General features: G+C 63.8%; 9 protein-coding genes. 5 read left to right on the top strand and 4 right to left on the bottom strand.

Annotation, left to right across the window (positions count from 1 at the left end):
- Positions 1-10: 10 nt before the first annotated feature.
- The 4 genes from QFZ54_RS04515 to QFZ54_RS04500 all read right to left on the bottom strand — a co-directional run bounded on the left by QFZ54_RS04515 (position 11) and on the right by QFZ54_RS04500 (position 4,519).
- Positions 11-295 carry a hypothetical protein gene (locus tag QFZ54_RS04515; RefSeq protein ID WP_307084814.1) on the bottom strand — a complete coding sequence of 95 codons (285 nt, stop codon included), beginning with the start codon at positions 293-295 and terminating at the stop codon, positions 11-13.
- A gap of 128 nt (positions 296-423) precedes the next feature.
- A complete protein-coding gene (locus tag QFZ54_RS04510) occupies positions 424-1,464 on the bottom strand; it encodes an acetate/propionate family kinase (RefSeq protein WP_307084813.1) in 1,041 nt (346 codons plus the stop codon).
- Positions 1,452-3,836, bottom strand: a complete 2,385-nt coding sequence (locus tag QFZ54_RS04505; protein WP_307084810.1) for a phosphoketolase family protein — start codon at positions 3,834-3,836, stop codon at positions 1,452-1,454. Before QFZ54_RS04505 ends, QFZ54_RS04510 begins: the two co-directional genes overlap by 13 nt.
- A gap of 2 nt (positions 3,837-3,838) precedes the next feature.
- Positions 3,839-4,519, bottom strand: a complete 681-nt coding sequence (locus tag QFZ54_RS04500; protein ID WP_307084808.1) for an NAD(P)H-dependent oxidoreductase — start codon at positions 4,517-4,519, stop codon at positions 3,839-3,841.
- Between the two features lie 335 nt (positions 4,520-4,854).
- On the opposite strand from QFZ54_RS04500, the gene asd reads away from it, so the two are divergent.
- From asd to QFZ54_RS04475, 5 genes are all read left to right on the top strand, one after another.
- A complete protein-coding gene (asd, locus tag QFZ54_RS04495; RefSeq protein ID WP_307084806.1) occupies positions 4,855-5,706 on the top strand; it encodes an archaetidylserine decarboxylase in 852 nt (283 codons plus the stop codon).
- 522 nt (positions 5,707-6,228) lie between these two features.
- Entirely contained in the window at positions 6,229-9,420 is a 3,192-nt protein-coding gene (locus tag QFZ54_RS04490) for a TonB-dependent receptor (RefSeq protein ID WP_307084804.1), read from the top strand.
- Between the two features lie 152 nt (positions 9,421-9,572).
- Positions 9,573-10,292, top strand: a complete 720-nt coding sequence (locus QFZ54_RS04485; protein WP_307084802.1) for a SapC family protein — start codon at positions 9,573-9,575, stop codon at positions 10,290-10,292.
- 66 nt (positions 10,293-10,358) lie between these two features.
- The gene (locus tag QFZ54_RS04480) at positions 10,359-11,330 is read left to right on the top strand and encodes a cupin-like domain-containing protein (protein ID WP_307084800.1); all 972 of its coding nucleotides are present in this window, start codon (positions 10,359-10,361) and stop codon (positions 11,328-11,330) included.
- 9 nt (positions 11,331-11,339) lie between these two features.
- Complete coding sequence (locus tag QFZ54_RS04475; RefSeq protein ID WP_307084797.1) at positions 11,340-12,845, top strand: tryptophan halogenase family protein; 1,506 nt, start codon at positions 11,340-11,342, stop codon at positions 12,843-12,845.
- Positions 12,846-12,873: the final 28 nt, after the last annotated feature.

The raw sequence follows: 12,873 nt of genomic DNA, 5'->3' as shown, positions 1-12,873 counted from the left end.
GATCGGCGCCTCAACAGGCGAGCTTAAGCGTGAGGCGAGGCCGAGCCGTCGCCTTACGCAGCGTCGGCGGCGGCACCGCGCGCTCGACCCGGATCATACGCCGCGGGATCCCACCCACGGGCTCGGCGATCAGACTGGGCAGCGTCGCGCCGAGTGCCGCCAGCGTCTCGCCATACAACCGCGCGAGCGTCTCGTGCGCGGCGCGCGCGCACGGCCCGACAGCAGCGTCGGCCATCGCGCGCGTGGCATCCAGGCGGCGCTGGAAATAGAGCATCTCGGTATGGATAGCGTTCATGACTAAGTCCCCCCGGTTCGCCATCGCCACCGCATGATGCGGGTATCTAAGGGCTGGTCCGTATCAAGACAGTAGCGCGCGGGAACGAAGCCGTCGGGCCTCGGAAAGCACGTACCTCGCAGAGGTCGTCAGGCGATTGCGGCGGCGTGGAGCGCGATCTGCGCGTCCTCCTGCGAGGGCAGTATCCGGATGTCGAGCCCGGGCAACCAGGCAAGACCCGCACGGATCGCCCGACCGGTCGCCGCATCGTTCTCGCCGATGCCGCCGGTGAGCACGAGCATGTCGGCACCGCCGAGCGAGGCGATCATCGCCGCGATCTGCTTGCACACCGACCGCTCGAACATCCGGATCGCGAGGTCGGCGTCGTCAATCGAGGCGGCGCGAAGCACCCGCATGTCGCCGGACAGCCCGGAGACCCCAGCCATTCCCGATGCGTGATCGACCAGCGTCGCCAAGGCCGAGGCATCCAGATCGGTCTCGCGCAGGAGATACAACAGCACGCCCGGATCGAGATCGCCCGTCCGCGTCGCCATCATCACGCCGCCCGACGGCGTCAACCCCATGCTGGTGTCGATCGAGCCCCCATCGCACACCGCGGTCACGCTCGCGCCATTGCCCAGATGCGCGATCACCAGCCGCGTGGGCCTGTCATCGGCGAGCTGCCGGACGATCGACTCGCAGGACAGCCCGTGGAAGCCATAGCGCCGCACCCCGCCCGCCCGATATGCGCTGGGGATCGGCAGCGTGCTCGCGACGTCCGGCATCCCCGCATGGAACGCCGTGTCGAAGCACGCGACCTGCGGCACGCCCGGATAGCGCGCCCCCGCCGCCCGGATCAGCGCCAATGACGCCGGCCCATGCAGCGGCGCGAACGCGCACGCCGCTTCCAGATCCGCCATCACCGCATCGTCGATCCGACAATGCGCGCTGCGATGCGGGCCACCGTGGACGATCCGGTGGCCGATCACCGTCGGAGCCGGAGAGCGCTGCAACGCGGTCTCGATCGTGTCGAAAAAGCGCCCATGATCGTCGCCATCATCGTCGGGCGTTTCGATCGTCCCACCAACCAGCAGGACCGGATCGCCATCGACTGCGTACAGACCGTATTTCAGCGACGACGATCCGCTATTGAGCGCCAGAACTACCGCGGCCCCCTTTACCGCGACCATTGCCAGTCACGCACCTCCGGCAGATCGTCGCCCTGCTCGGCGATGTACAGCTTGTGCCGCTCCATCGTCGTCCAATAGCGCGCCGTCTCGCGCGGCACCCGGTCCTTGAACCGCGGGATCCGCTCGATCGCATCCAGCGCCAGCCGGTACCGGTCGAGGTCGTTCAGCACGACCATGTCGAACGGCGTCGTCGTCGTCCCCATCTCCTTGTAGCCGCGGACATGGATGTTGGCGTGGTTCGCCCGCCGATACGTTAGCTTGTGGATCATCGCCGGATAGCCGTGGAACGCGAAGATCACCGGCGTGTCGCGCGTAAACAGCGCATCGAACTCGCGCTCGTCCAGCCCGTGCGAATGCTCGGAACGCGGCTGCAACACCATCAGGTCGACAACGTTCACCACCCGGATACGGATGTCGGGCAGATACTCCCGCAACAGCGTCACCGCCGCCAGCGTCTCCAGCGTCGGCACGTCGCCCGCACATGCCATCACCACGTCGGGATCGGCATCGTTGCCCGCCCATTCCCAGATTCCCGCGCCCGCGGTGCAATGCCGCACCGCCGCGTCGATCCCGAGCCATTGCCATTCGGGCTGCTTCCCCGCGACGATCACGTTCACATAGCCCCGGCTGCGCAGGCAATGATCGCCCACCGACAACAGGCAATTCGCATCGGGCGGCAGATAAATCCGCGTCACGTCCGCGGTCTTGTTCGCGACGTGATCGATGAACCCCGGATCCTGATGCGACAGCCCGTTGTGATCCTGCCGCCAGACATGCGACGTCAGCAGGTAGTTGAGCGACGCGATCGGCCGCCGCCACGGGATCGTCCGGGTCGTCTTCAGCCACTTGGCATGCTGGTTGACCATCGAATCCACGATGTGGACGAACGCTTCGTAACACGAGAACAGCCCATGCCGCCCGGTCAGCAGATACCCCTCCAGCCAGCCCTGGCAGAGATGCTCGCTCAGCACCTCCATCACCCGGCCGTCGGTGCTGAGATGCTCGTCGACCGCCTCGATCTCCGCCATCCAGACCTTCCCCGACACATCGTACACGTCGGCGAGCCGGTTCGACGCGGTCTCGTCGGGGCCGAACAGGCGGAAGTTCACCGTCGCCAGGTTGAGTTTCATCACGTCGCGCAGATAGCGGCCGAGCACCCGCGTCGCTTCCGCCTTCACCGTGCCCGGCACGTCCACCGGCACCGCAAAGCTGCGGAAATCGGGCAGCGACAAAGGCACCATCAACTCACCGCCATTGGCATGCGGGTTCGCGCCCATCCGCCGATGCCCGGTCGGCGCGAGCGATGCGTATTCCTCCAGAAACTTGCCGTTCGCGTCGAACAGCTCCTCGGGCCGATAACTCCGCATCCACGTCTCGAGCTGTCGCAGATGCTCGGGATCCTTGAAGTCCGCGATCGGCACCTGGTGCGCGCGCCACGTGCCCTCGACCGGCTTGCCGTCGACGAATTTCGGCCCGGTCCAGCCCTTCGGCGTGCGGAACACGATCATCGGCCAGCGCGGGCGCTCGGGCGTCACGCCCTCGACCCGCGCCGCCGCCTGGATCGCCTGGATCTTCGCCAACGCCTTGTCGAGCGCCGCGGCCAGCTGTTGGTGGACCGCCGCCGGATCGCTCCCGCCGACATAATAGGGCTCATGCCCATAGCCGCGCAGCAACGCGTCGAGTTCATGCCCGTCGATCCGCGCGAGGATCGTCGGGTTGGCGATCTTGAAGCCGTTGAGATGCAGGATCGGCAGCACCGCACCGTCGCGCGCGGGATTGAGGAACTTGTTCGAATGCCAGCTCGCCGCCAGCGCGCCGGTCTCCGCCTCGCCGTCGCCGACAACGCACGCGACGATCAGGTCGGGATTGTCGAACGCCGCGCCGTACGCGTGCGCGAGCGAATAGCCGAGCTCGCCGCCCTCGTGGATCGAACCAGGCGTCTCGGGTGCTACATGGCTGGGGATGCCCCCCGGCCACGAGAACTGCCGGAACAGCCGGTGCATGCCGCTCCGGCTCCGCTCGATCGCCGGATAGCGCTCGGTGTACGAACCCTCGAGATACGTGTTGGCCACCAGCCCCGGCCCGCCATGCCCCGGCCCGATGATGTTGATCATGTCGAGGTCGTGCTCGACGATCAGCCGGTTGAGATGGACGTACAGGAAGTTCAGTCCCGGCGTCGTCCCCCAATGGCCGAGCAACCGCGGCTTCACGTCCGCGAGCGTCAGCGGCCGATCGAGCAACGCGTTGTCGCGCAAGTAGATCTGGCCGACCGACAGGTAGTTCGCCGCCCGCCAATACGCGTCCATCCGGCGCAGCATGTCGTGGGACAAGGGGTGCGTCTTGGTCGGCGCAAGCATTGCGGTATCAGCCATCTTCAATTCCCCATCCGGGCGACAAGAGCGGGGTCCGCCAGCAGCGCCTCGTCCCCGAACGCGATCTGCGCACACGTCCGCTGCGCCTGGACCGCAACCTCGCGTAGATACTGGTCGGCAAAGCGCGTGCTCAGCCCCGGCACGATATGCGCGAACCGACGATGCTCCTGCGATCGCATCCCGAACGCGTGCACCAGATACTGGTCGAACACGCTGTTCAGCCCCTGCCCCTGGCCCTGCTCGTCGAGCCAGACCTTGCTGGCTGCGGAGGTCGAGAAACTCACCAGCCGCTTGCCGCCGAGCAGGTCGGTCCGCGCGCGGTCCTGCATCGCCTCGGGCTGCACGCCCGCGCCGAACACGCGTTCGACATAGCCTTTGAGCATCGCCGGCGGCGTCCCGAACCAGATCGGGTAGATCAACACGAACACGTCGCACCCTGCGATCGCATCCACCTCGGTGATGACGTCGGGCCCATATACCGCAGCGACGTTGGTTGGCCGCTCCGCCGCCTTCAGCACGGGATCGAACCCGATCGCATACAGGTCGCGCAGCACGACCTCCTGCCCCGCTGCACGGACGGCATTGCAATAGGCCCCGGCAAGCGCATGATTGAAGCTCGACGGATCGGGATGGCACAGGATCACCGCATGGCGCCCTCGTGTCGTAGCTTGCTCGCCCACCATCGTTTAATCCTCGCCAAAGCGTCACGATCCCTGTCAGGCTGCAGCGAAGAGCAGCTTCGTCCTCCAGGGTATCCAGTCGGAGAGGTTTACCGGCCGACAGACCGCGACGTGACCCTCGGGAACTACGCAGGCCGCATCCCGGCGACGGCGTCTCTCGACGAGCGTTCACGGTCTAGACGAGGCCGCCCAGTCTTGGCCGGACGCTCGATCATGCTCGAAAATCGTGTCGTACTGGCGGTTTGCTCGTAAGTGCGTCACGATGCCGCGTCACTGAACCGACTTCCAACAGGCGACCCGCCGGTTCATGACCATAGAGAAATGGTTTCGAGGTTTTGATGTCCGATCGCCTGACAGTCCTGCTCCAGCACGTGCTGCCCAAGCAGCGCCTGACCCGTTTTGCCGGTCGGATCGCCAGCGCCGAGCGTGGCGCGATGACCACCCGGCTGATCCGCTGGTTCGTCGGTCGATACGCCGTCGACATGAGCGAAGCCGCAAATGCGGACATCGCCAGCTACAAGAGCTTCAACGACTTCTTCACCCGCCCCCTTAGACCCGACGCCCGTCCGATCGCGACCGGTGATTTCGTCTGTCCGGTCGACGGCGCGATCAGCCAGTTCGGTGCGATCGACGATCATCACATGGTGCAGGCGAAGGGACATCGGTTCACCACGACGGAGTTGGTCGGCGGCGACGCCACGCTGGCCGCTCACTTCCGCCACGGCTGCTTCGCCAACCTGTATCTGTCCCCAAGCGATTACCACCGCCTGCACATGCCCTGCGACGGCAAGCTCACGCGCATGATCTACGTTCCCGGCACGCTGTTCTCGGTGAACCCGGTGACGGCGCGCGGCGTGCCGAACCTGTTCGCGCGCAACGAACGGGTGGTTTGCGTCTTTGAATCGGCGGACCATGGCCCGTTCGTCATGGTGCTCGTCGGCGCAACCATTGTCGGGAGCATGGCGACCGTATGGCACGGCGTGGTCAACCCGAAGCGCACCGGCAAGATCTCCGAATGGACCTACACCGATCAGGACGTTCGGTTGAAGAAGGGCGAGGAAATGGGCCGTTTCCTGCTCGGCTCGACGATCGTGATGATGTTCGGACACGGAACCATCATGTTCAACGAAGAATGGGCGCCGGAACGTAAGGTGCGCTTGGGCGAACTGATGGGCAACCGAACGGCCTGACCTTATCGTACGCGGCGTTTTGGCAGAGGGTCGAGCCACGGGCTTGGCCGACGTGTTCGACGCGGCGATCTCGCCAGCCCACCGGAAATCACTGCGTACCTGTTCACCAGTAGGGCCATCGGCAAAGTCTCCGGTTCAAGAAAACGATCGGATATGATCGGTGTTCTCGTCGCCCGATTCCCTCGGCAATAGACCGATGACTTCCGACGTCTACGAGGGGCAGGTATCCTGTCATAATAGTGCCGAATTTATCACACGTTGGGAACATTGTTACGAAGACAGCCATGAGCTTCTCCGAGCATAAGAAGACGCCTCGCGATAAGATCGCTGTGTAAGCCTCTGCAAGACAAGCCGTTCTCGTCATCTCATACGGTGTCTCGCTCGGACAGAAGTTAACCCACCGCACAGGCACGCGTTACTGTTGTTGACACTAGCTCGGCAAATGGTAGCCCTATCATATGCGGCAACGACCGTGTGCACTCCGGCCTGATCAGGGCGGCCGGGAATAGGGGAGGATTAATGATGAAATTTCCGCGCGCGCTCGCGTATTCGGTTTCGACTATCGCCGTAGTGGCATGCTTTGCGACGACGGCCACCGCGCAGACGGCCACTACTCCGGCTGTCACAGGCACTCAGACCACCACCGTACAGCAGACGGCACCCGGCACGGCTCCAGTCGCCGACAGCCTCAGTGCTGGCCCAGGTAGCCCAGACGGTCCGACCGACGAAATCGTCGTTACCGGCATCCGCGCCAGCCTTGGCCGCGCGATCGACATCAAGCGTAATTCCGCAGGCGTCGTCGACGCCATCTCGGCCGAAGATATCGGCAAGTTCCCCGACACCAACCTCGCGGAGTCGCTACAGCGGATCACCGGCGTGTCGATCACCCGCGCCAACGGCGAAGGCTCGCAGGTCGCGGTCCGCGGTTTCAGCGGCGGCTTCAACCTCGTAACGCTGAACGGTCGCCAGCTCGCGTCGACCAGCATCGATACCAGCACCGGCAACGCTTTCGCGGTAGGTACCGGCCGCTCGTTCGACTTCCAGAATCTGGCGTCCGAAGGCGTCGCCACGCTGGAGGTCTACAAGACCGGCCGTTCCAACATCCCGTCGGGCGGCATCGGCGCGGCGATCAACGTCGTCACCCGCCGGCCGCTGGACGCCCGCGAGGACGGGTTCTCCGGTTCGATCGGCGCAAAGGCGCTTTACGACAGCTCGGTCGAGAAGGCAGAGGCCAACCTCAAGAAGGTCACCCCTGAGCTTTCCGGCCTGATCAACTGGAAAAACCCTTCCGAAACCTTCGGCATCAATCTGTTCGGCAGCTATCAGCTTCGTGAATCGGCATCGGTCCAGTCCAATCCGAACTATTGGAACATCGTTACGCTGGACAGTTTCCTGAATACCACGACGTACATCAGCCCGACGACGAACATCACGAACCGTCCGACTACGCCGTATGTTCAGATCCCGAACGACAGCCGCTACCAGTTCTCCGAAAACCGTCGCGAGCGCCTTAACGGCCAGGCGAACATCCAGTTCAAGCCAACGGACCGGCTGGAGATCACCGTCGACGGCCTGTACGCCCGCAACAAGCTGAGCGACGAGCGCAGCGAGCAGACCAACTGGTTCCAGCGGCCGTTCAGCGACATCACGTTCGACGACAACAAGCAGATGCAGTCCGCCATCATCCTTGCCGAGGCCAAGCAGGCGGACAAGGGTTACGAGCAGCAGCGGTTCGCCACCAAAACCGAGCTCTATTCGGTCGGCGGCAATCTGAAGTGGAACTTCACCGACGCGCTGTCACTGAAGCTCGACGCGAACCACTCCAAGTCGACCACCGATCCGGACAATGCGAACGGAACCTCGGCAACGACGATCTCGATCGGCGCACCGGTGCGTGCGACCCACAAGGTCGATTTCTCCAACGGCTTCCCGCAGCAGTCGGAAACGCTCAACGATTGCAACGCGACCAACGGTGGCCGCGGCGGTAATTGCAACAATCTGCTCGACGTCGGCGATCTCGGCACACAGATCGCGCGCGAGATTTTCTCCAAGCAGGAGTCGAAGGTCAACCAGTACAACGCTGAATTGGGCTGGGATCTGGGCAACCAGAGCCGTTTCGTGGTCGGCGGCAACTTTGTGGACGCTCAGATCCACTCGACGAGTTCCAACACGCAGCAGCTTCTGGGTGACTGGGGCATCACGGACACCGGCATCGTCGAACGGCTCGCGGGCGACCTCGTCAGTACCTATTGCATGACGTGCAAGTTCGATAAGTATAATCCGAACTCGACCGGGTCGGCGTTGGTTGCCTTCCGCGCGGATGCGGTCGACCTGCTCGATATCTTCTCGCCATATTACCAGAACGTGCCTGGGCGCGGCCGCATTGTGCAGGGCTCGTCGGACAACAGGGTCGGCGAGAAGACCTGGGCGATCTATGGTCAGATGGCCTGGCACGGCGACATCGGCGGACGCAGCGCGAATGCCCTGATCGGTGCCCGCTACGAGCAGACCCGGGTCAATTCGCTTGCGCTCCAGACGATCCCGTCGGCGCTGGAGTGGCAGTCGGACAACGACTTTGCGATCCTCGGCGGCGCGGCCGGTGGCGCAGTCAGCGTCAAGTCGAAGTATGACAACCTGCTGCCATCGCTCGACTTCAACATCGAGGTGGTCGACAATGTCGTAGCACGTACCTCGTTCAGCCGGACTCTGGCCCGTGCCGATTATGGCAGCCTGTTCGCGTCCGTGACGGCCAACGCGCCGACCCGCCCAACCGCGCTTGGATCTGGATCGGCTCCCGCAAACCGGCAGAACCCGGGGCTGTTGCCGCTGGTTTCGGACAATTTCGATGTGTCGGTCGAGTGGTACTACAAGCCGACGAGCTTCGTCTCGGCTGGCTTCTTCAACAAGAACGTGCGCAACTTCGTCGGCAACCAGGTCAGCAACGGCAACCTGTTCGGGTTGCGCGATCCGGGTTCGGGCGCGGCGGGGTCGCGGTCCGGCACTGCGCTGGATTATCTCCGGACGAACAATATCGCCACGACTGACGAAAACCTGTTCGCCTACACCGCGCTGTTGCAGCAGAGTGGCGGCAATCGGGCGGCAGCGACGGCAGCCTTCCAGAATGGCTTCGATGCCACGACGGGTACGTTCCGCGGTACGTTCTACACCGACCTTGCCCTCGCGGTTAACCTCGTTGGCGATGCTGCCGATCCGCTCGTCAACTTCGCGATCAGCGAGCCGATCAACAACCGCGAGGCGAACATCCACGGCTTCGAAGTCGCCTGGACCAACTTCTTCGGTCAGACCGGCTTCGGCTTCGCGGTTTCGTACACGAAGGTCAGCGGCGACGTGAATGTCGATCCGTATGCCGATCCGAACGTCAACATCTTCGCGCTTACCGGGCTTGGCGACAGCGCCAACCTGACGGCGATCTACGACAAGAACGGTATCTCGGCACGCGTCTCGTACAACTGGCGTGACAAGTATCTTGCCGCGACCAACCAGGGCGACAACCGCAATCCGCTGTTCACGGCGGCGTTCGGTACGCTGGACGGCAGCATAAGCTACGACGTCACGCCCGCCTTCTCGGTGTCGCTCGAGGCGGTGAATTTGACCAGCGAACCGTTCCGTCAATATGCGCGGACCGAGACAAACCTGGTCTACGTCCAGGAGCTCAAGCCACGCTTCTATCTCGGCGCGCGCTACCGCTTCTGATGAAGGCGGAAGGGGGTGGGTGGATCTTGGTTCACCCCTTCACCACCACTTGAAGGGCCGCCGCCATGCCGTGCGGCGGCCTTTCCTTTTTCTTTTGTCGGCCGCCATCGCGCTGATAGACCTGCTGCAACACCAGGACCGGACCGGAGCGGATGAACCCCGTACAGATCAATAATGTCGACCACGCCGATTTGCGCGTCAGCCCGCGCGCCGGCGCCGCATTCGGTGACGCCGCCAACCAGGCGCTGATCTTCCCCGCCGAGTTTGAGGACATCCAACGCGAATTTGCCATTATATTTCGCCACCGCGAAAACGGCCTACAAGCCTATGCACTTTTAGGACTGGACCGCGACGAGAACCTATTTCTCTCCGACGACTATTGGACGAGCCGCTATGTGCCGGCCAGTCACCAACGTGGCCCCTTCTCGATCGGGATGGCCCGAGCTGCCGATCACGAAATTGGCGAGCCTATGCTGCATGTCGATTTCGACGACACACGGGTGGGTGATACTGCGGGCCTACCATTATTCCTCGAACATGGCGGTAATACGCCGTACCTCGACCATATTACCGGCGTGCTGCGCCTGCTGTACGAGGGGATCGAAACCGCGCCGGCAGCCTATGCGGCGCTCGATGAGGCTGCGCTTCTCACGCCGGTAACACTCACCGTCGATGTCAGCGAAGAGCGTCGCTATACCGTACCCGACGTACTGGTCGTGGACATCGAGCAACTCGCCGCCCTGACGGGGGAACCGCTAGAACGGCTGCATAAATCGGGCGTGCTACGTCTTGCTATCCTCGCCGCAGCATCGCTCGGCAATGTCCAGCAGTTGATCGCCCGCAAGCAAACGCTGTTGAGCCAGGTCGGTTGAACACGGTGCCGGGAAATTACGCGCCGCACGCGTGTAATCGAAGGGGCGAGCGCCGCCAGCGTGCCCGTGGCGGATCTGATCGCCGACGGCCGCCCGGTGATTCTACGCGGGATCGCGCGCGACCTGCCGCTGGTCGCTGCCGGGCTGGAAGGCGCGGAGTCGGCAATGACGTGGCTCAAGCAGTTCGATGGCGGTCGTCCGGTCACGGCGTATCTGGGCGATCCGACGATCAGTGGCCGCTTCGGCTATTCGGACGATTGCACTGGGCTAAACTTCAAGCGGGAGAGCGGTTCGCTTTCCGGCTATCTCGATCAGCTACTCGCCAGCCTCGACGATTCGGATGCGCCCGCCATCTATATCGGCTCGACCGACATCGATCTGTATCTGCCTGGCCTTCGTGCGCAGGCGGCGTTGCCGTTCGGCGATGCGCAACTCGTAGAGAACCCGCCGCTGGTCAGTATCTGGATCGGCAATCGCACCGTCGCCTCGACGCATTACGACATGTCGAACAACTTGGCGTGCTGCATGGTCGGCCGGCGGCGCTTCACGCTTTTCCCGCCCGAACAGGTCGCCAATCTCTACCCCGGGCCGCTGGAGCCAACGCCTGGCGGGCAAGTGGTGAGCATGGTCAACCTCGGCGCACCCGATCTCGACCGTTACCCGCGCTATGCCGAGGCCTTGGCGCACGCAGAGGTTGCCGAGCTCGAACCCGGTGACGTGCTGCTCTACCCTGCCCTGTGGTGGCACAATGTCGAGGCGCTGGACGCCTTCAACGTGATGATCAACTATTGGTGGAACGCGGTGCCGCGGTTCGTGGATACACCGATGAACACGCTGCTCCACGGCGTTTTGTCGCTGCGTGACCGGCCCGAGCACGAGAAGCAGGCGTGGCGCGCGATGTTCGACTATTACATCTTCGGCCCAGCGGAGCAGGCTGGTGCGCACCTGCCCGAGCACGCACGTGGCGAACTCGCGCCATTGGACGCGATGTCGGCGCGCCGGTTGCGCGCCAAAATCCTCCAGCGCATCAACCGATAGGAACCGATCATGGTCGAGCAGCGCGTCAAGAAAGTGGTTATCGCCGGCGGTGGCACCGCAGGCTGGCTCACCGCCGCCGCCCTGTCGCGGCAATTGGGACAACTGCTCGACATCACGCTGGTCGAGTCCGAGGAGATCGGCACTATCGGCGTCGGCGAAGCGACGATCCCAACGATGCGGTCCTTCCACGCGATCCTGGGACTGGACGAGCGCGAGTTCATGCGCGCGACGCAAGCGACGTTCAAGCTGGGCATTTCGTTCGAAAACTGGGCACGCGACGGCGATCGCTACATCCATTCGTTCGGCGACATCGGCAAGTCGACCTGGATGGGCGACTTCCACCATTTCTGGCTCGCCGCCAAAGCCGCCGGCGATACGAGCGAGATCGGCGACTATTGCCTGGAGCTTCAGGCGGCCAAGGAAGAGCGGTTCGCGATCCCTTCCGAGGGCACGATCAACTATGCCTATCACCTCGATGCCGGCCTTTACGCCCGGTTCCTGCGCGCGCGCAGCGAGGCGAACGGGCTTAAACGGATCGAGGGACGGATCGCCAGCGTCGACCGCGACGGCGAAACCGGCTTCATCCGCTCCCTCGTCCTCGACTCCGGCGAGTGCGTCGAAGGCGACCTGTTCATCGATTGCACCGGTTTTCGCGGACTGTTGATCGAGGGCACCTATGCCGCCGGTTATGAGGACTGGTCGCAGTGGCTGCCGACCAACAGCGCCTTGGCCGTGCAGACTGCTTCGACCGGTCCGGCGCATCCGTATACGCGCGCGATCGCGCATGACGCGGGATGGCGCTGGCGCATTCCGCTGCAGCACCGCGTCGGCAACGGGCTGGTTTATGCCAACGAGCATCTATCCGACGACGAGGCGCATTCCCGACTGCTCGGGTCGATCGGCGGCGAGCCGCTCACCGAGCCAAGGTTGATCCGCTTTCGCACCGGTCGCCGGCGGCAGGTGTGGATGGGCAATTGCGTCGCGCTCAGCCTCGCCAGCGGGTTCGTGGAGCCGCTCGAATCAACCAGCATCCATCTCGTCATGACCGGCGTCACGCGGCTGATGCAGACCTTTCCGTTCGGCGGCATCGCGCCGTCAGTGGTCAGCCGGTTCAACGATCAGGCGCAGGCGGAACTGGAGCGGGTGCGCGACTTCATCATCCTTCATTATCACCTCAACGAACGTCCCGAGCCGTTCTGGGCGGCGCGCCGAGACATGCCCATCCCCGACACCCTGGTCGAGCGTATCGCGTTGTTCGTCGAAGGCGCGCAGGCGTATCAGGGCGGCGAGGACTTGTTCCGTGTTGCCAGCTGGGTGCAGGTGATGCTCGGCCAGCGTCTCATGCCACGCGATCACCACCGCCTCGGCAGCATCATGAGTGGCCCGCAGCTGGCCAGCGTGTTGACCAACATCCGCAGCACGATCACGAACACTGTCGCGGGCATGCCGACGCACCAACAGTTCCTGGATCGCTACTTTGCGGCACCGGCTAAAGCCGCGTCCGGGACCCGATAGACGGAATCGCAGGGTAGTCACGCGTCAG

The sequence above is a fragment of the Sphingomonas faeni genome (assembly GCF_030817315.1).
GTDB lineage: Bacteria > Pseudomonadota > Alphaproteobacteria > Sphingomonadales > Sphingomonadaceae > Sphingomonas > Sphingomonas faeni_C.
This window is presented reverse-complemented; position numbering and strand designations above follow the sequence as displayed.